The 18,122-nt window shown below is 46.1% G+C and carries 16 protein-coding genes and 1 pseudogene; 12 read left to right on the forward strand and 5 right to left on the reverse strand.

The window, feature by feature from the left end; all coding sequences use genetic code 11:
• Nucleotides 1-123 precede the first annotated feature (123 nt).
• From QZL69_RS01560 to QZL69_RS01580, 5 genes are read left to right on the forward strand one after another with little or no spacing between them, the layout of a single operon-like run.
• Entirely contained in the window at nucleotides 124-1,644 is a 1,521-nt protein-coding gene (locus tag QZL69_RS01560; protein ID WP_022213470.1) for an amino acid adenylation domain-containing protein, read from the forward strand.
• Between the two features lie 5 nt (nucleotides 1,645-1,649).
• Nucleotides 1,650-2,825, forward strand: a complete 1,176-nt coding sequence (locus QZL69_RS01565; protein WP_173905570.1) for a diaminopimelate decarboxylase family protein — start codon at nucleotides 1,650-1,652, stop codon at nucleotides 2,823-2,825.
• Nucleotides 2,826-2,827: 2 nt separating this feature from the next.
• Nucleotides 2,828-3,055: a phosphopantetheine attachment site gene (locus QZL69_RS01570; protein WP_022213472.1), complete on the forward strand. Its 228-nt coding sequence runs from the start codon at nucleotides 2,828-2,830 to the stop codon at nucleotides 3,053-3,055.
• A gap of 1 nt (nucleotide 3,056) precedes the next feature.
• Nucleotides 3,057-4,652: an MBOAT family O-acyltransferase gene (locus QZL69_RS01575; RefSeq protein WP_022213473.1), complete on the forward strand. Its 1,596-nt coding sequence runs from the start codon at nucleotides 3,057-3,059 to the stop codon at nucleotides 4,650-4,652.
• Nucleotides 4,639-5,655: a hypothetical protein gene (locus QZL69_RS01580; RefSeq protein WP_022213474.1), complete on the forward strand. Its 1,017-nt coding sequence runs from the start codon at nucleotides 4,639-4,641 to the stop codon at nucleotides 5,653-5,655. Before QZL69_RS01575 ends, QZL69_RS01580 begins: the two co-directional genes overlap by 14 nt.
• Nucleotides 5,656-5,671: 16 nt before the next feature.
• Here QZL69_RS01580 and bioA read toward each other — a convergent pair whose 3' ends face one another.
• Genes bioA through QZL69_RS01600 form a run of 4 tightly spaced genes read right to left on the reverse strand, consistent with a single transcriptional unit; the run spans nucleotide 5,672 to nucleotide 9,129 of the window.
• Nucleotides 5,672-6,856, reverse strand: a complete 1,185-nt coding sequence (bioA, locus tag QZL69_RS01585) for an adenosylmethionine--8-amino-7-oxononanoate transaminase (RefSeq protein ID WP_022213475.1) — start codon at nucleotides 6,854-6,856, stop codon at nucleotides 5,672-5,674.
• Nucleotides 6,853-7,551 (reverse strand): dethiobiotin synthase, encoded by a 699-nt coding sequence (gene bioD / locus QZL69_RS01590; RefSeq protein ID WP_022213476.1) that lies wholly within the window; start codon nucleotides 7,549-7,551, stop codon nucleotides 6,853-6,855. The genes bioA and bioD overlap by 4 nt, the downstream gene beginning before the upstream one ends.
• Before the next feature lie 7 nt (nucleotides 7,552-7,558).
• Nucleotides 7,559-8,542 (reverse strand): biotin synthase BioB, encoded by a 984-nt coding sequence (gene bioB / locus QZL69_RS01595; protein WP_022213477.1) that lies wholly within the window; start codon nucleotides 8,540-8,542, stop codon nucleotides 7,559-7,561.
• On the reverse strand, nucleotides 8,539-9,129 hold the full coding sequence (locus QZL69_RS01600) for a biotin transporter BioY (protein WP_022213478.1): 591 nt from the start codon (nucleotides 9,127-9,129) through the stop codon (nucleotides 8,539-8,541). Before QZL69_RS01600 ends, bioB begins: the two co-directional genes overlap by 4 nt.
• A gap of 370 nt (nucleotides 9,130-9,499) precedes the next feature.
• On the opposite strand from QZL69_RS01600, the pseudogene QZL69_RS01605 reads away from it, so the two are divergent.
• Nucleotides 9,500-10,718: pseudogene (locus tag QZL69_RS01605) on the forward strand (MFS transporter).
• 63 nt (nucleotides 10,719-10,781) lie between these two features.
• On the opposite strand, the gene QZL69_RS01610 reads toward QZL69_RS01605, so the two are convergent.
• Nucleotides 10,782-11,576 (reverse strand): sirohydrochlorin cobaltochelatase, encoded by a 795-nt coding sequence (locus tag QZL69_RS01610; protein WP_022213480.1) that lies wholly within the window; start codon nucleotides 11,574-11,576, stop codon nucleotides 10,782-10,784.
• A gap of 192 nt (nucleotides 11,577-11,768) precedes the next feature.
• On the opposite strand from QZL69_RS01610, the gene cysK reads away from it, so the two are divergent.
• From cysK to QZL69_RS01640, 6 genes are all read left to right on the forward strand, one after another.
• Nucleotides 11,769-12,701 (forward strand): cysteine synthase A, encoded by a 933-nt coding sequence (gene cysK, locus QZL69_RS01615; RefSeq protein WP_022213481.1) that lies wholly within the window; start codon nucleotides 11,769-11,771, stop codon nucleotides 12,699-12,701.
• 90 nt (nucleotides 12,702-12,791) lie between these two features.
• The gene (locus QZL69_RS01620; RefSeq protein ID WP_022213482.1) at nucleotides 12,792-14,102 is read left to right on the forward strand and encodes an O-acetylhomoserine aminocarboxypropyltransferase/cysteine synthase family protein; all 1,311 of its coding nucleotides are present in this window, start codon (nucleotides 12,792-12,794) and stop codon (nucleotides 14,100-14,102) included.
• Nucleotides 14,103-14,546: an Rrf2 family transcriptional regulator gene (locus QZL69_RS01625; protein WP_118252613.1), complete on the forward strand. Its 444-nt coding sequence runs from the start codon at nucleotides 14,103-14,105 to the stop codon at nucleotides 14,544-14,546. It abuts the gene before it with no gap.
• Between the two features lie 70 nt (nucleotides 14,547-14,616).
• The gene (locus QZL69_RS01630; RefSeq protein WP_173906860.1) at nucleotides 14,617-15,693 is read left to right on the forward strand and encodes a LacI family DNA-binding transcriptional regulator; all 1,077 of its coding nucleotides are present in this window, start codon (nucleotides 14,617-14,619) and stop codon (nucleotides 15,691-15,693) included.
• A 26-nt stretch (nucleotides 15,694-15,719) separates the two neighbouring features.
• Nucleotides 15,720-16,871 carry an ATP-binding protein gene (locus QZL69_RS01635; protein WP_022213485.1) on the forward strand — a complete coding sequence of 384 codons (1,152 nt, stop codon included), beginning with the start codon at nucleotides 15,720-15,722 and terminating at the stop codon, nucleotides 16,869-16,871.
• A 221-nt stretch (nucleotides 16,872-17,092) separates the two neighbouring features.
• A complete protein-coding gene (locus QZL69_RS01640) occupies nucleotides 17,093-18,115 on the forward strand; it encodes a sulfate ABC transporter substrate-binding protein (protein WP_022213486.1) in 1,023 nt (340 codons plus the stop codon).
• Nucleotides 18,116-18,122 lie beyond the last annotated feature (7 nt).

An 18,122-nucleotide genomic window follows, 5' to 3' on the forward strand; every position in this document is an offset into this window, starting at 1 on the left:
AGGTTTTCATATAATTTATTTGAAGTAGCACAATAGGTGAACTTAAGAAAAATTAAGAAATTATTCAGAAAAAGGTAATATTATTATGCAAAAATGATATGAGTAAAGGCAGGTGAATAGGCAATGGATAATATATTAAAATATCTGGAAAATACAGCAGAGAAATTTCCGGACAAAACAGCAGTGGATGACGGAAATCAACAGTTTACCTATCAGGAACTTCTGAACCGGGCGAGACATTTTGGTCTGTCTTTCCTGAACAGGACAGAACCAGGCAGACCAGTGGCAATCCTGCACGAAAAAAGCTCCGAGATTTTATCCGCTATGTTTGGCGTTGTTTATGCAGGATGTTTTTATGTAATGATCGATCCGGAACAGCCGCTTGAAAGGCTTAAGGATATCCTTACTGTTCTTGAAACAGATTTGGTGATTACAGACAGTACATACAGACATCAGCTTGATGATGCCGGCTATCAGGGACAGATCTATCTTCTGGAAGAGGAACCATCTGATGAAGCAGTTACTGTACAGGAACTGGACAAACTGATGGAACGACGTTCTTTTGCAAAAAATACAGATCTTCTTTATGGTATTTTTACATCAGGTTCTACCGGAAAACCGAAATGTGTGGCAGTCAGCCATCAGGCAGTCATTGATTTTATTGGTCATTTTACGAAACAGTTTCAGATTACGGACAGGGACCGCATTGGCAATCAGGCTCCGTTTGATTTTGATGTTTCGGTCAAGGATATTTATTCCGCAATTACAACAGGAGCAACGCTGGTGCTGGTTCCGAAGCGTCTGTTTGCACTTCCGCCGAAGCTTCTCGACTATCTCTGCGACAAAAAGGTTACAGTTATGGTCTGGGCTGTTTCTGCCCTGTGTCTGATCTCTTCTCTGAAGGGACTGAAATATAAGATCCCGGAAGATGCAAGACTGATCATGTTCAGCGGCGAAGTTATGCCGGTGAAGCAGATGCGCCTCTGGCAGCAGGCTCTGCCACAGACCGAATTTGTCAATCTGTACGGACCATCAGAGATTACCTGTAACTGTACCTGGTATCCGGTACAGAGGGAATTCCAGGATGGCGAAGTGATTCCGGCAGGTAAGGCATTCAATGGACGAACTGTATTTCTTCTTGATGATACCGGCGCAGAGATTACAGAACCTGGCAAAACAGGTGAGATCTGTGTTGCAGGAGAGTCTCTGGCAGATGGCTATTATCATAATGAAGAGGAGACTGCACGCAGATTTGTACAGGGAATCATTGCATCTACAGGAGAAACTGCAAGATATTACAAGACAGGTGACCTTGGTTACTACGGAGAGGATGAGAATCTGTATTTTGCAGGAAGAAAAGATTTCCAGATCAAACACATGGGACATCGTATCGAACTGGAAGAAATCGAGAGAGCCTTTGAGAAACTTGACGGAGTATCAAGATGCTGCTGTCTGTTTGACAAAAAACGCAACAAACTTCTGGGATTTTATACTGGCGACAGCGAGGAGAAAGAAGTTCATCAGGAACTGAAACGTTATCTCCCTGTATATATGATTCCGGCAAAGATCCGAAAGATCGACAAAATGCCTCTCAACAAAAATGGCAAGATTGACCGTAAATATCTTGCAGAGGAATGGAGCTAATGGAAATGCAGACAAACGAGCTCAAAAAAGCAGCAGAATTTGGAACACCGCTTTATGTGTTCCATGAAGAAGAGTTACAGGAAACAACCAGACGTTTTCAGAATACTCTTGGCAAAGTAGCAGGTCTCTGTTATGCGATGAAGGCAAATCCTTTCCTTGTAAAAGTGATGGAGCCTATCGTTGATCGTATTGAAGTATGTTCGATGGGAGAGTTTGCAATCTGCGAGGAACAGGGAGTTGCCCCGGAGAAAATTCTGGTGTCCGGTGTACTCAAAAAAGCAGAAAAACTGAATGCAGTACTGGACAAATATGGGAATTCCTGTATGTACACAGCGGAATCTCTGCAGCAGTTTGAACTTCTTAAGAACTGGTCAGCGGAGCACAGGCAGGAAATTTCAGTGTTTCCGAGACTGACAAGCGGCAATCAGTTCGGAATGGATCAGAAGACGATCGAAGAGCTTATTGAAAATCGTCAGAACTATCCTTTCCTTAAGATCCGTGGGATTCACTATTTTTCCGGCACACAGAAACGTTCTGTCGGAAAGATCCAGAAGGAACTGGAGAAACTCGATGTTTTTCTTACTGAACTGAAGCAGAAATATGATTTTGAACCAGAAGAACTGGAGTATGGTCCGGGAATGCCGGTTCCTTATTTTGATCCATCCAAAGCAATCGGGGATGATGGTCTCCTGGAGCTGGTACAGACTCTGGAACAGATGAACTTCTCCGGAAGGGTAACTCTCGAGATGGGAAGAGCCTTTGCAGCGGACTGTGGATATTATCTTACAAAGATCATGGATGTCAAATCAAGTGATGACAGAAATTACTGCATTACAGATGGGGGAATCCATCAGCTTAATTATGACGGACAGATCAGAGGAATGTATGAGCCACCAATGGAAGTTCTTGCCGAAGAGAGACAGGGAGAACAGAAGAACTGGACAATCTGCGGAAGCCTTTGCACTGTAAATGATATTATGGTACAGAAACTGCCGCTTACAGATCCGAAGCCGGGAGATGTTCTGGTATTTAAGAAGACAGGAGCTTACTCCTGCATGGAGGGCATGCTGCTGTTCTTGAGCCACAGCCTTCCGAAGATTATGCTGTATAATAATACAGATGGATTCAGACAGGTAAGAAAAGCATACAAAACCTATAAATGGAATATGGAGGAAAAATAATAATGGAAACTTTACTGGAAATTTTAAATGATATTGATGATACTGTAAACTGGGAAGATGAAACAGCCCTGATCGATGACCGTATTCTGGATTCTTTTGGAGTGATCAGCCTTATTTCTGAGCTGGAAGATCAGTTCGAAATTGAAATTGATGCATCTGAGATCGTTCCGGAAAACTTTAATTCCGCAGATGCTATGTGGAAAATGATCCAGAGATTACAGGAGAACTGATATGGCATTGGCATATCATACAGAGTTATATCTGTTTGTGTTTTTGCCGCTGGTAGTTCTTGTATATCATTTTTCATCACAAAAAATGCGCAGAGCAGTTCTGATCCTTGCAGGATATATCTTTTTCTGGTCCTTCAGCCAGTGGCTTGTGGGATATCTGATTGCGGTTTCAGGACTGGTCTACGGAGCAGGGCGCTGGATGGAGCAGCTCAAAGAAACCGGAAAAGCCAGGTCAAAAGGGCTTCCCTCCAAAGAACGTTCTGCCGTAAAAAAACAGTACAAAGCAAAAGAAAAAAGAGTTCTTATAGCCGGGATTGTTATTTTACTTGGAATCCTGGCATATTTAAAGTACTGTAATTTTTTTATACAGAATATAAACAGAATCTTTGCAGCATCAGGAAGCGGCTTTCATCTGAACCCACAGAACCTTCTGATCCCGATAGGAATTTCTTTCTATACGCTGGAGGCAATTGGCTATATGGCAGATGTTTACTGGGGCAGGATCAAAGCAGAACATAATTTTGGCAAAGTAGCCCTTTTCCTGGGCTTTTTTCCGCAGATCATGGAGGGACCGATCAGCAGCTGGAATGATACAGCAGATGCACTCTGGGAGTGCAGACCGGTTCGAAGCGAAAATCTTACAAAGGGAATCATCCGTATTGCCTGGGGACTGTTCAAAAAAATTGTTGTGGCGGACAGACTTTCTGTTCTGGTAGCAGCGATTTATGACGATTATACCAGCTATCATGGTGTTATGATCGTGGTTGTCGCCATTGCATATACGCTTCAGCTTTATATGGAATTTTCCGGCTGTATGGATATCGTGATCGGCAGCGGCAACCTTTTTGGTGTGGATCTTCCGGAGAATTTCCGGCAGCCGTTTTTTGCCGGAAATGCATCTGAATTCTGGAGAAGATGGCATATTACACTTGGCGCATGGCTGAAAGCATATGTTTTTTATCCGGTTTCGGTTTCGGGGCTGGTCAAGAAATGGAACCACTTTGCGCGGAAACATGTTGGGAAATATCTGACCAAGATGGGAATCTTTGCAATGACTTTGTTCCCGGTATGGATGTGCAATGGTCTGTGGCATGGTGCACAGTGGAATTATATTCTTTATGGAATGTATTATTTTGTAATCCTTCTGGCAGGAGAAGCAGTTGCACCGGTCAGGGAGATGGTTCTTGAAAGATTTCATCTGGACTGTCACGCATTGTACTGGAGAGTGCCGCAGATCCTGAAAACCTGGATGATCATTTTTACAGGTGAAATGTTTTTCAGGGCAGAAGGTGCAGCAGCCGGATTTCACATGTTCCGAAGCATCTTTCAGGGGTTTGAACTACAGAAACTGTGGGATGGAACTCTTCTGGGAATGGGATTAAACGCCGCAGATTTTGCAGCTGTTGGTTTTGGAATTCTTATTGTCGCTGTGGCAGATATATTAAAAGAAAGGAAACTGCTGAACTGGGATAAACTGCAGGAGATGAAGCTTCCGGTACGCTGGATACTTTATTATGGACTGATTTTTGCAGTACTTCTGTTAGGTGCTTATGGTACAGGATATCAGCAGGTTGATTTGATTTATGCAGGATTTTAAACAGAAAATGAGAACTTTAAAGAAACCGGCAGTGTTTCTGGCAATTTTTCTCTGCCTGATTTTGATCCTGTCTGCTTTCTTTGTAAATATGGCAAAAAAACATCCGGAGTTTGTACAGTCAAGAAACAGACCCTGGCTTAATATTCAGAATGAAAAGAAAAACAGCATAGATGTTCTTGTTCTGGGAGACAGCGAAAGCTATACGACATTTTCACCGCTGGAGATCTGGAAACAGAATGGAATTGCTTCGTTTGTCTGCGGTCAGACCGGACAGGAAGTGGAAGAAACCTATTATATGCTCAGGAGAGCTCTGCGCACGCAGGAACCGAAGGTTGTTGTATTCGAAACGAACAGTATGTTTCAACCGCAGAATGCTGCAGAGGGGTTCAGTAAGACGATTGCACAGACAGTTAATTATTATTTTCCGGTGTTTCTGCTTCACAGCATGTGGCAGAACTGGCTTATGGGCCCGGAAAAACAGCAGGTTTACTATAAGGGGTTTGTTGTCCGGGATATTGTGGAGCCTTATGACGGCGGCAGCTACATGGAAAAAACGGAGCGCAGAGAGTACATGTCCCGGGCTGTCCGCTCTTACATGGACAAAATGCTTGCAATGTGCAGAGAAAAAGGAATTTCGGTGATCCTGTACAGTGCACCGTCTCCGAATAACTATAATTATGCAAAGCATAATACACTGACAGATTATGCAGAGCAGAATGGTGCGGAATATCTTGATTTTAATCTGATGACAGAGGAATTAGGGATTGACTGGGAAAAAGACAGCCTTGATAATGGCGATCATCTGAATGTTCTCGGAGCAGAAAAACTGAGCCGGTATTTCGGAAGTTATCTGAAAGAACATTATGATCTTGAAGACCACCGCAAGGATCCAGAGTACGGTTCCTGGAACGAAGATGTGCAGAAATATCAGAATGCCGAAAAAAATGCAATCCGCAAAATAGAGGTTATTCTGGAATATCTGAGAAAAAAGAAACAAAAGTAAAACAGAAGGGCTGGTTTCAGTGAAACCAGTCCTTCATTACGTCAAAGATCTGAATCAGTTCCCCGTCTGAGATCACATAAGGAACCATGGAATACATATAGTTTAAGAAGGGTCTGCAGAAGACACCACGCTCATAAGCAAACTGCTGGAAGCCTTCCAGGGTCTTGGAATCGTGGACTTCGACGCAGGTACAGCCGCCCATGATGCGGACTTCTTTGATGCGCGGGTCAGAGAAATTTTCCATTTCCTGACGGGAGATCTGTTCGATATGCCGGATCTTGCTCATATAATCGTCACGTTCAAAGATCTCGATTCCCTTAAGTGCAACGGCGCAGGCAAGTGGATTTCCCATAAAGGTCGGACCGTGCATCAGGGCAAGGCGGTCATCGTCGCTGTAAAAAGCGTCAAAGACTTTGTGGTTTGCAACCGTGACAGCATGTCCGATATAACCGCCGGTCAGGGCTTTCCCGAGAACCAGGATGTCCGGAAGGACAAGGTCTGCCACAAAGCGGTTTCCGGTACGGCCAAATCCGGTCGCAACCTCGTCAAAGATCAGAAGCACATCATACTGATCACACAGTTCTCTGGCACGTTTCAGGAAAGAAATATTATACATCCGCATGCCGCCGGCACCCTGAAGGAGCGGTTCTACGATAAAGCAGTTCAGCCTGTCATGGTAAAGTTCAAATGCTTCCTCAAGCGCCGGGATCTCTGTCGGTATATGGACAACGCCTTCTTTTTTGTCAAAAGCGAAATGATAATCTTCGTCATCGCCGACTTCCATTGCCTTGAAGGTATCTCCGTGGTAGGCATGTTCCAGAGCCAGCACCAGGGGGCGTTTTCTTCCCTGATTGGTGTTGTACTGGAGAGCCATCTTGAGGGAAACTTCTACCGCAACGCTTCCGGAATCAGAAAAGAAGCAGTAGTCCAAGTCACCCGGAAGAAATTCCTGGAGCTTATCAGAAAGTTTTTCTACCGGCTCATGGGTGAGACCGCCGAGCATCACATGGCAGAAACGGTCAGCCTGTTCTTTGATGGCAGCGGTCAGTTCCGGGTGTTTGTAGCCGTGGATCATACACCACCAGGAAGAAATCGAATCGATCAGTTTCTGGTCTTTGGTGTAGAGATGCACGCCTTCTGCATCCAGGATCTTGTAAGGCTCTTTCATTGTTTTCATCTGTTCATAAGGATACCATATCATCTGATCTTCACCTCGTCATAAAGTGCACTCAGCACATCTGCATCTGTCTCAAGTTCTGTGGCATTGTCCTGTACCTTTGCAAGCACAGGAAGCCCTGTCATATGTTCACACATGAAAATATTATCTTCTTCCATGATGTTTCCCGGATGGTAATGATTAAAAATGATACCCTTAAGCGGAAGGTTGTGTGTCTTCATATATTCAAAAGTCAGGACAACACTGTTGATCGTGCCAAGACCGGCATCGGCGACAAGGATACTGGAAAGTCCAAATTCCCGGATCACATCTTCAAGCTGGATCTTGCGCTCATCAAAACAGAGAGGGCAGAGGATCCCACCGCTTCCTTCCATCGTGATGTAGTCATAGTTCTCAGCGACTTTCGTAAAACCTTCGTGGACAACAGCGAGGTCAACAGGATTTCCCTCCACGCGGGAGGCAAGGTGTGGTGACCAGGCATTTTCATATACATAAGGGCACATTTCGCCAAGCGGCTGTGAGATACCGGACATCTGCCGGACAAAAAGTGCATCGCCCGGGATCAGGCTTCCGTCTGGGCGGCGGTCATTTCCGCTCATGGCTGCCTTGTAATAGGCAGGATTCTTGCCCGCCTGTGCAAGTTTTTTTACGATCAGTCCGGCGATGAAGGTTTTGCCGATATCTGTACCGGTTCCGGTGAGAAAAATTGCTTTGCTCATTTTTATTTTACACTTCCTTCCAGTATTCAGGAGTCACGTCACGTCCCATGTCAGCGAGCATCTTGCGGTCGCTTCGGATCGTCGCGCAGGCAACGGTGGTCAGCATGTTTCCGGTGATGGAAGCGGAGGCTCCGGCCTTGAATGCAGTTTCTCCGTCGTTGGTGAGAAGGGCGCGTCCGGCGGCGAGACGGATGTTTGCCTCCGGGTTGATATAGCGGAAGAAAGCGATCGTACGGAGGATATCCGGCTCAGAAAGTTCCGGGAGATGTTCCAGAGGCGTTCCCGGGATCGGCATCAGAGCATTGATCGGGATGGAGTCGATGCCAAGTTCAGCAAGGCTGATCGCCATATCCAGACGGTCTTCCCAGGTCTCACCCATGCCGATGATGCCGCCGGAGCAGGCGCACATGCCTTCGGTTTTGACTTTTTTGAGGGTTTCGATCTTCATGTCGTAAGTGTGTGTGGTGCAGATGTTCGGGAAATTTCTGCGGGAGGTCTCGATGTTGTGATGGTAGCTGGTCACGCCTGCCTCGTGAAGACGGTGAAGCTGTTCTGCGGAGATAAATCCCATGGAAGCGCAGAGGTCGATCTTGTATTCTTTATGCATGGTCTCATAGGCATGGATCGCCTGGTCGAATTCTTTTCCTGTCAGAGCTTTTCCGGCGGTGACGATGGAAAAACGGTCAACACCTTCGGACTCGTTCATCTTACAGGCTTCAAGGATTTTTTCCTCCGGAAGAAAATCATAAACTTCGCAGGAAGTGTGGTGGTGTGCGGACTGTGCACAGTATTTACAGTCTTCCGGGCATCTGCCGCTGCGTCCGTTGATGATCGAGCAGAGGTCTACTTTGTCTCCGATACAGGCCTTGCGGATGCGGTTTGCACCTTCGCATAATTCATCCAGATCACAGGTGAGAAAGAAGGAAAGATCATCCTCTCTTGTGATCCTGCGTCCGTCAATGATTTCCTGGGCTAAAGTAAGTGGGTTCATTTTGCTGTCTCCTCCGTATGTAATAAAGTTGTATTGGAATCAGAAAGGTACTGGATCACGACTGGACGGACACGTCTGGCAATGATGGCACCAAGGATGCTTAAAGCGATGTCACCAGGTACTGCAAGAAGGAAGCAGTAGAGGATGAGCGGCCAGATCCCGATCGGTGTGTTGATCACATAATTGCAGATCACGTAGTAGTAGATCATGCCGCAGGCATAGACGATCATAAGTCCCGCCAGGTTTGCGAGCAGGTAGCGGAAGATCGTCTTTTTCTTCAGATGTTCTGCGATACGTCCTGTCACGTAAGTTCCGAGACAGAATCCAATGATATAGCCAAAACTTGGTTTAAAGACATACCAGAGACCGCCGCCCTCAGAGAAGATCGGAAGCCCTGCAAGCCCCAGAAGCATGTAGGCAACGACAGAGATCGTTCCACGTTTCGAACCAAGCAGCAGCCCTGCAAGCATCGTAAACAGATACTGCAAAGTAAAAGGAACCACCGGCACCGGGATCTTGATAAAAGCCCCCGCCGCGATCAGCGCAGTAAAAAGACTGCAGTAGATTAAAGTTTTCGTCTTTGACATTTGTAAACCTCCAAAATCTTTATGGTTTACAATTTTAAAAGAAAGAGTACGAATTGTCAACTTAAAAAATTAAAAAGTTTACAATTGTAACAAAAAAGTATTTTTTACGCAAGGCTGGTCATATATAGAAAGAAAAGCATAAAAAGCAAATGGTACCTTATGCGAGCAAATGTATTCACGCATCGGAAAATATGCTGCATGTCATATCCGATGCCAGATGGCCATTAAGAGAGAAATCAGGATTCAGTTTTGAAATGATTTTCCTTAAAGAAAGTCAGGATTTCGTAAAAAGTGGTCAAAATATGGCTGGTATTTTTCTGGAAAAGATATTATGATAAAATTCTAAGTTATATTTTACAGGAGAAAAGGTATGAGACCATCATTCAAAAGAACCATGTACGCCTGTTTCGTGGGATACATCGTGCAGGCAATCGTCAACAATTTTGTTCCATTGCTGTTCGTAACATTCCAGAAAAGCTACCAGATCCCGCTGTCAAAGATCACGCTGCTGATCACGATCAACTTTATGATCCAGCTTCTGATCGACCTTCTGTCAGCCGGATTTGTAGATAAGATCGGATATAAGGCATCGGTAACGATCGCGCATATCTGTTCGGCGATCGGTCTGTTTTTGCTGACGATCCTTCCGGAAGTCACGGCAGATCCGTTTATCGGCATTCTGATCGCAGTTGCGATCTACGCAATCGGCGGCGGACTTCTGGAGGTACTGATCAGCCCGATCATCGAGGCCTGCCCGACAGACAACAAAGAAAAAGCAATGAGCCTTCTGCATTCGTTTTATTGCTGGGGACATGTGGGAGTCGTTCTGATTTCCACGATCTTCTTCAGTACCTTCGGAATCGCAAACTGGAAGATCCTTGCACGCATCTGGGCGGTCATCCCGGTGCTCAATGGAATCATATTTCTGACTTCCCCGATCTATTCCCTGCATGAAGAAGGAGAGAAGGGACTTTCTATCAGAGAACTCTGCTCCATGAAGATCTTCTGGGTCGTGATGCTGATGATGACCTGTGCAGGAGCGAGTGAACAGGCAGTGAGCCAGTGGGCATCCACTTTTGCAGAAGAAGGACTGAAGGTCAGCAAGACGGTCGGAGACCTCGCGGGTCCGATGGCATTTGCAGTCCTGATGGGACTTGCAAGACTTCTTTATGGGAAATACGGAGAGAAGATCGATCTGAAACGTTTTATGATCTACAGCAGCATTCTCTGCGTGATCTCTTATCTCTGCATCGCTTTCGTTCCGGTTCCGATGCTCAGTCTCATCGGCTGGGCTGTCTGCGGGTTTTATGCTCAGTCTCATCGGCTGTGCTGTCTGCGGATTTTCCGTAGGGATCATGTGGCCGGGAACGTTCAGCATTGCGTCGGCATCCATCAGAGGCGGCGGTACCGCAATGTTTGCATTACTTGCTCTCGCAGGAGACCTCGGCTGCTCCGGCGGTCCGACACTTGCCGGTTTCGTATCCAGCAGTGTGGGTAATAATCTGAGGATGGGAATCCTCGCGGCGATCGTGTTCCCGGTGCTTCTGCTTATCGGGATTCAGATATGTAAGAAGAGTCAGAAGAATTAAAAAAAGTCTGGACATTCGAGATTTTATAAGTCTTGATGTCCAGACTTTTTTGATGCTGAAATATTACATAGAAGTAATCGCCTCACGTGCATGCTCCACAAACATCGCACGGATTCCCGGATATTCGCCAAGTCCCTTCAAAACAGGACAGACTTCAAATCCGGCTTCTTTAAACTGACAGACCCAGGAATTCGGGGAATCTCCAGCCATATCATTGTGTGCATGATCACCCGCCACGATCATAAACGGTGTCATATAGATCTTGGATGGCTGGAAAGCAGATACCTCTCTGACAAGATCCTGGATCGTTGGTTCTGCTTCCACTGTTCCGATAAAGACGTTGGAGTGTCCTGAAGTTTTAAACTTCTTATCCAGTCCTGCATAAACAACATTAACCTGATGCGTGGTTCCATGGCCCATAAGTACCAGGGCTTCCGGATCTTTCAGATCAGAAAATTCAGAATTTACAGCTTCGATCGCTTTCTGCTCATCCTCCGGTGAGGTCAGAAGAGGAGTACCGAATACAATTTTGTCAAAAGATTCTTTATAAGAAAGAACTTCTTCCTTCATAACATGATTCTCGATACCGTCCAGGATATGTGTCGGCTGCACAGCCACTTCCCGGATCCCGTCTGCGATCATCTGTTCCAGGGCTTCTTTTACCGTAGGAACGATATAATTGTCCCTTTTCTTAAGAACAGAAATGATCATCTTGCTGGTCCATGCACGATAGATTCGATGATCGCCAAAAGCATCGGCAATATCCTGCTCGATCTTTTCTATGGTAGCTTTTCTGGAGGCTTCATAACTGGTTCCGAAGCTCACGACCAGGATCGCTTTATCTGTTTGCTGATTCATAAAATGCATTCTCCTAAAGGTTTATTTTCCGCGTATAAATGGATTATACAATACTGCGAAAAAAAGTTCAATTTTTTTCCAAAAACCTATTGACATTTCGGGTAAAAAGGAATAACATACTAAACATATCAAAGAGGTATGTTAATAAAAACAGACACGAATAAATAAGAAAACAGAAAGGCGGTAAACACCATGGCAAACATTTATAAAGGAACACTTGGACTGATCGGAAACACTCCACTTGTAGAAGTAACAAATGTAGAGAAGGAACTCGGACTGGAAGCAACCATCCTTGTGAAACTCGAGTACTTCAACCCGGCAGGAAGCGTCAAGGACAGAATCGCCAAAGCGATGATCGAGGATGCTGAAGCAAAAGGAATCCTCAAGGAAGGATCCGTGATCATCGAGCCGACATCCGGAAACACAGGAATCGGTCTTGCATCCATCGCAGCAGCGAAAGGATACAGAATCATCCTCACTATGCCGGAGACCATGAGTATTGAACGTAGAAACATCCTGAAAGCATACGGCGCAGAACTGGTTCTGACAGAGGGAGCCAAGGGAATGAAAGGTGCGATCGCCAAAGCAGACGAACTTGCCAAAGAAATCCCGAACAGCTACATCCCGGGACAGTTCGTAAACCCGGCAAACCCGGCAGTACACAAAGCAACCACAGGTCCTGAAATCTGGAACGACACAGACGGAAAGGTAGACATCTTCGTAGCCGGTGTCGGCACAGGCGGAACACTTACAGGAACAGGTGAATACCTCAAAGAACAGAACCCGGACATCAAGATCGTAGCAGTAGAGCCTGCAACTTCCCCGGTACTTTCCGAAGGAAAAGGCGGTCCGCACAAGATCCAGGGTATCGGAGCCGGATTCGTTCCGGAAGTCCTCAACACACAGGTTTATGATGAGATCATGCCGATCGACAACGAAGTATGCTTCACAACAGCGAAGCTTCTTGCCAAGAAAGAAGGCGTTCTCGTAGGTATCTCCTCAGGAGCAGCTCTCTACGCAGCGATCGAACTTGCCAAACGTCCGGAAAACAAAGGAAAGACGATCGTAGCACTTCTTCCGGATACAGGTGACAGATATTACTCAACAGCACTGTTTACAGAGTAAGAAATTTCATATACAATAGGCAGTCGGAAGGAAGAGTTTCTTCCTTCCCCCACAAAAAATCAAAAAAACAGAAAAGAGGATCAGATTATTATGGGCGAAAAGATCACAAGAGAAAACAGAAAATTCAAATTTGAAACACTTCAGCTTCACGTAGGACAGGAACAGCCGGATCCGGTTACCGATGCAAGAGCAGTTCCGATCTACCAGACATCTTCTTATGTATTCCGTAACTGCGATCATGCAGCAGCTCGTTTCGGACTTGCAGATGCAGGTAACATCTACGGACGTCTGACAAACCCGACAGAGGACGTTTTTGAGAAGAGAATCGCAGCACTTGAAGGCGGTACAGCAGCACTTGCAGTAGCTTCCGGTGCAGCAGCAATTACATACACGATTGAGAACCTTGCACAGAACGGAGACCACATCGTAGCAGCAAAGAACATCTACGGTGGAACAACAAACCTTCTGGAGCATACCCTTCCGGCATATGGAATCACAACAACATTCGTAGACATCTTCAATCTTGAAGAAGTAGAGAATGCTATCCAGGACAACACCAAAGCACTTTACATCGAGACTCTTGGAAACCCGAACTCTGACGTTGTTGATGTTGAAGCTTGCGCTGAGATCGCTCACAGACATCAGATCCCGCTCGTTGTAGATAACACATTCGCAACACCATACCTTGTAAGACCGATCGAGTACGGTGCAGACATCGTTGTTCATTCCGCAACCAAATTCATCGGAGGACATGGAACAACAATCGGTGGTGTCATCGTAGAAGGTGGCAAATTCGACTGGGAAGCTTCCGGTAAATTCCCGTCCCTGACAGAGCCAAACCCGAGCTACCATGGAATCAGCTTCACAAAAGCATGCGGACCGGCTGCATTTGTTACAAAGATCCGTGCGATCCTTCTTCGTGACACAGGTGCAACGATCTCTCCAGTAAGCTCCTTCATCTTCCTTCAGGGTCTTGAGACACTGTCCCTGCGTGTAGAGCGTCATGTAGAGAACGCACTCAAAGTTGTTCAGTACCTGAACAATCACCCAATGGTAGAGAAAGTACATCATCCGTCCGTAACAGATGATGAGAGCCAGAAAGCTCTGTATGCAAAATACTTCCCGAATGGCGGTGGATCTATCTTCACATTCGAGATCAAGGGAGATGCACAGACAGCCAAAGACTTTATCGACAACCTGGAACTGTTCTCTCTGCTTGCAAACGTAGCAGATGTTAAATCACTGGTTATCCATCCGGCAACCACCACCCACAGCCAGTGCACAGAAGAAGAGCTTCTGGATCAGGGTATCAAACCGAACACGATTCGTCTTTCCATCGGAACGGAAAACATCGACGATATCATCCAGGATCTGGATGAAGCTTTCAAGGCAATCCAGTAATTGAAATTTTGCAAAAAAACCAGATATGGTCTCACTGCGCTGATGGACCTGGCTGCACAGCCGTCCAGCACACCGGTAGCCCTGAAAACCATAGCTGAGAGAAATGACATTTCTCTGCAGTTTCTGGAACACATATTTGCCTCGTTCCGCAGAACAGGCATAGTAAAAAGTGTCAAAGGCTCCCAGGGAGGATATAATCTGGCGAAGGCTGCTGACGAGATCACTGTTGCATCCGTGGTGGAAGCTCTCGAAGGAAGCTACCACCTCGAAGATGAGGATGTTGTGGCGGAAAACAGCTATAAAGGAATCTCAGATACGATTCAGAAGCTGGTGGTGGATACCGTCAATCAGGAACTCGATCAGATTCTGTCAAACTTGACTTTGGCACAAATGAGCGGATATTATTCCGATCATTACGAAAAACAGGAAATGTACTATATCTGAAAAACTCTGGAGGTTTGAGGCGATGCCCTGGCCTCCGGTTTTTTTATCGACTTCAAGAGGAAATACACATATGTCTATCAAAAAGATTGCAGAAAAAGCAGGAGTATCTATCTCAACCGTTTCCAGAATCCTTAACCGTCCTGACTACAAATGTTCGATTCCCGGCCTTCGGGAAAAAGTCTGGGCGATCGCCATGGAAATGAATTACGTCCCAAACGAGGCGGCAAGAAATCTCAAAAAAGGCAGGCAGTCCAGAGACAGCCGGATCTGGTACGTTAATGTACTGATGACAAGAACTGATGAGTCAAGGACGGATCCTTTTTTCACAGAGCTTCTCCGCGTGGTGGAGAGCGAGATTCACGAGCACAACTGCATCCTCTCCAAAGTCTGGTATATGCCGCTTTTTTCCGATGACCGAAAATGCCGGCGGGAAAATCTTGACCAGATCATCCAGGGAATGTATACTGAGACGGAGGGAAAACAGGACGGCTTGATCGTGATCGGCCGATGCAATCCTGTGGCCCTTAAGAAACTAAATCAGAAATACCGGAGCGTAGTGTCAGTCAACCGTAATTCCACCAATTATGAGGTGGATGAAGTGTTGTGTGACGGCAGAAAGATCGCGGCGATGGCAGTGGAACATCTGATCTCACTGGGGCACCGGAATATCGGGTATGTCGGAAACTGTCGAAACGAGGACCGTTACAATGGCTATCTGGACACTCTTAAGAGAAATAACCTGGATGTGATCCCGGAGTATGTCGTGGAGACGAACCAGACAGAGAAGGAAGGCTACGAAGCGATGGAGCAGCTTCTTAAGTCTGACGACTGTCCGACAGGAATCTACTGCGCCAATGACATTACGGCTGTCGGAATGCTGAAATATCTGGGACGCTGCAGGAATCTTTATTTTACGCCGTCGATCATAGCGAGTGACGATATCGAGGAAGCGCAGTACACGAAGCCGATGCTGACAACTGCAGGACTTCCGAAGGAAGAGATGGGGAAATTTGCCCTCTACCTTCTTCTCGACCGCATGAAAGGCGGACACAGCGGTGTCGTGCGTATGGAACTTTCCGGTCACCTGATGATCAGGAACAGCTGCTCCCACGTTTCCGAGAGCACCTGGAGCGATTACTGTATATAAGAAATTTTTTATTAAGGAAGAAGCATATGTGTATTAGAACGATTGAAGAATTACAGGAAGATACAAGGGAAAAACAGATCATAGACATCCGTGACAAGGCAGATTTTGACAAGGAAACCTATCCGGGGGCTGTCAACATCTACTGGGAAGAATTAGAAGAGCATATGGACGAGATCCGCAAGGACTGTCCGGTTTACCTGCTCTGTTATACCGGGCAGAAGAGTGAGGAAATTGCGCAGGAACTGAATGAACAGGGGTATGAAGTATACAGCATCAAGAACGGCTACCGCGCATGGCTCAAGATCAAACTCAGCAAAATGATAGCGGATCACAATGCGGCAGAACAGCGCACAAAGGACATCGAGCGCAGCATCATCAAGAAATTCCGCAAGCCGATCTGGAGGAGATTTACCAAGGCGATCCGTGAGTACGAGCTTGTGCAGGACGGAGACAAGATCGCAGTCTGTATCTCAGGCGGCAAGGACTCCATGCTGATGGCGAAGCTGTTTCAGGAGCTTTCCCGCCACGGCAAGAAGAACTTTGAGGTTGTTTTCCTGGTAATGAACCCGGGCTATAATGAAATCAATTATCAGACGATCAAGGATAATGCAAAGATCCTGAATGTGCCGATCACAGTTTTTGAGTCGGATATTTTTAATATCGTTGCAGCAGAAGAACAGTCACCATGCTATCTCTGCGCGAGAATGAGAAGAGGTTATCTCTACAGCAAAGCCAAAGAACTGGGCTGCAACAAGATCGCGCTCGGACACCACTATGATGATGTCATCGAGACGATCCTGATGGGAATGCTCTATGGCGCACAGGTCCAGACCATGATGCCGAAGCTTCACAGTACGAACTTTGAGGGAATGGAGCTGATCCGCCCGCTGTATCTGATCCGTGAGGCAGATATCATTCACTGGGCGAATTACAATGACCTTCATTTCATCCAGTGTGCATGCCGCTTTACAGAGCACTGTGCATCCTGCGGCGGTACTGAGAAGGGCTCCAAGCGTGCGGAGATCAAGGAACTGATCCATGAACTTGCCAAGAAGGATCCGGTCATTGAATATAATATTTTCCGAAGCGTGGAGAATGTCAACCTGAATACCGTCATCGGATACAAGCAGGATGGCGTGAGACACAATTTCCTTGACACTTACGATGAACAGAAATAAAAATATAAAATAAAAAAGACCATCAATACAGACGGCTGTAACTCCTGGCGTACAGGGGAACAGGTGCTGTGTTGGCGGTCTTTTTTGCTGCCTGATCAATGCCCGACCAGTGCCGGAGAAACATCTGTGCAAACGTTTTCTAAAAAACATATTTAAAAAGTATGTTTATTGGTATATAATGCCTTTAACGTAAAATAAGAAAACAACAGGGAGTGGCAGAAATGACAAAGAAAAAACTGAGAAGCCTGTGTCTGGCAGCAGTACTTGGAATTGCAGCTTTTACCGGAGTCTGTTCCTACGATGCAGGGGCAGGATCCGATGTACATATTATCAATGTTTCCTACGATCCAACGAGGGAACTGTATGAATCTTATAACAAGATCTTTCAGGAACACTGGAAGGAAGAGACCGGTCAGGATGTGGACGTGATCCAGTCCCACGGCGGTTCCGGCAAACAGGCACTGGAAGTCATCAACGGCCTGCAGGCAGATGTGGTGACACTGGCACTGGAATATGATATCAATGCGATCCAGGATGCAGGAATGATCGATGAAGGATGGAAAGAAGAACTTCCGGACGACAGTGCTCCCTACACTTCCACGATCGTATTTCTGGTAAGAAAAGGCAATCCGAAAAATATTCAGGACTGGGATGATCTGATCCGTGACGATGTTGATGTGATCACACCAAACCCGAAGACTTCCGGTGGAGCCCGCTGGAACTATCTGGCAGCCTGGGCATATGCACAGAAAGCTTATAATAACCAGGAAGACAAGATGGAAGAATTTATCAAAAAATTATACCAGAATGTACTTGTTCTGGATTCCGGTGCAAGAAGCGCGACCACTTCCTTCGTGGAGAACGGACAGGGAGATGTCCTGATCGCCTGGGAAAATGAAGCATTTCTTTCTGTACAGGATGATCCGGATGAATTTGAGATCATCAACCCGAGCATCAGTGTACTGGCACAGCCGTCTGTGGCAGTGGTCCACGAAGTGGCAGAGAACCGCGGCACAGAGGACATCGCAAAAGAATATCTGAACTATCTTTATTCCGATGATGCACAGAGGATCGCAGCAGAAAATTATTACCGTCCGGTCAACGAGGAGATCCTGAAGGAATACAGCGATGTGTTTGACCTTACAATGGAGTTAAAAACGATCGACGATTTTGGCGGCTGGCAGGAAGTGCAGGAGAAACATTTTGCAGACAGCGGGATCTTTGATCAGATCTACGGCAACTAAAATACGA

Source organism: Blautia sp. CAG:237, assembly GCF_000436615.1.
In the GTDB taxonomy this organism is placed as follows: Bacteria; Bacillota; Clostridia; order Lachnospirales; family Lachnospiraceae; genus Blautia_A; species Blautia_A intestinihominis.

What these genes read in the sequence shown, in the direction of transcription:
- QZL69_RS01560 (WP_022213470.1), top strand. Translation starts at nt 124, where the DNA reads ATGGATAATATATTAAAATATCTGGAAAATACAGCAGAGAAATTTCCG.
- QZL69_RS01565 (WP_173905570.1), top strand. Translation starts at nt 1,650, where the DNA reads ATGCAGACAAACGAGCTCAAAAAAGCAGCAGAATTTGGAACACCGCTT.
- QZL69_RS01570 (WP_022213472.1), top strand. Translation starts at nt 2,828, where the DNA reads ATGGAAACTTTACTGGAAATTTTAAATGATATTGATGATACTGTAAAC.
- QZL69_RS01575 (WP_022213473.1), top strand. Translation starts at nt 3,057, where the DNA reads ATGGCATTGGCATATCATACAGAGTTATATCTGTTTGTGTTTTTGCCG.
- QZL69_RS01580 (WP_022213474.1), top strand. Translation starts at nt 4,639, where the DNA reads ATGCAGGATTTTAAACAGAAAATGAGAACTTTAAAGAAACCGGCAGTG.
- bioA (WP_022213475.1), bottom strand. Translation starts at nt 6,856, where the DNA reads ATGATATGGTATCCTTATGAACAGATGAAAACAATGAAAGAGCCTTAC.
- bioD (WP_022213476.1), bottom strand. Translation starts at nt 7,551, where the DNA reads ATGAGCAAAGCAATTTTTCTCACCGGAACCGGTACAGATATCGGCAAA.
- bioB (WP_022213477.1), bottom strand. Translation starts at nt 8,542, where the DNA reads ATGAACCCACTTACTTTAGCCCAGGAAATCATTGACGGACGCAGGATC.
- QZL69_RS01600 (WP_022213478.1), bottom strand. Translation starts at nt 9,129, where the DNA reads ATGTCAAAGACGAAAACTTTAATCTACTGCAGTCTTTTTACTGCGCTG.
- QZL69_RS01610 (WP_022213480.1), bottom strand. Translation starts at nt 11,576, where the DNA reads ATGAATCAGCAAACAGATAAAGCGATCCTGGTCGTGAGCTTCGGAACC.
- cysK (WP_022213481.1), top strand. Translation starts at nt 11,769, where the DNA reads ATGGCAAACATTTATAAAGGAACACTTGGACTGATCGGAAACACTCCA.
- QZL69_RS01620 (WP_022213482.1), top strand. Translation starts at nt 12,792, where the DNA reads ATGGGCGAAAAGATCACAAGAGAAAACAGAAAATTCAAATTTGAAACA.
- QZL69_RS01630 (WP_173906860.1), top strand. Translation starts at nt 14,617, where the DNA reads ATGTCTATCAAAAAGATTGCAGAAAAAGCAGGAGTATCTATCTCAACC.
- QZL69_RS01635 (WP_022213485.1), top strand. Translation starts at nt 15,720, where the DNA reads ATGTGTATTAGAACGATTGAAGAATTACAGGAAGATACAAGGGAAAAA.
- QZL69_RS01640 (WP_022213486.1), top strand. Translation starts at nt 17,093, where the DNA reads ATGACAAAGAAAAAACTGAGAAGCCTGTGTCTGGCAGCAGTACTTGGA.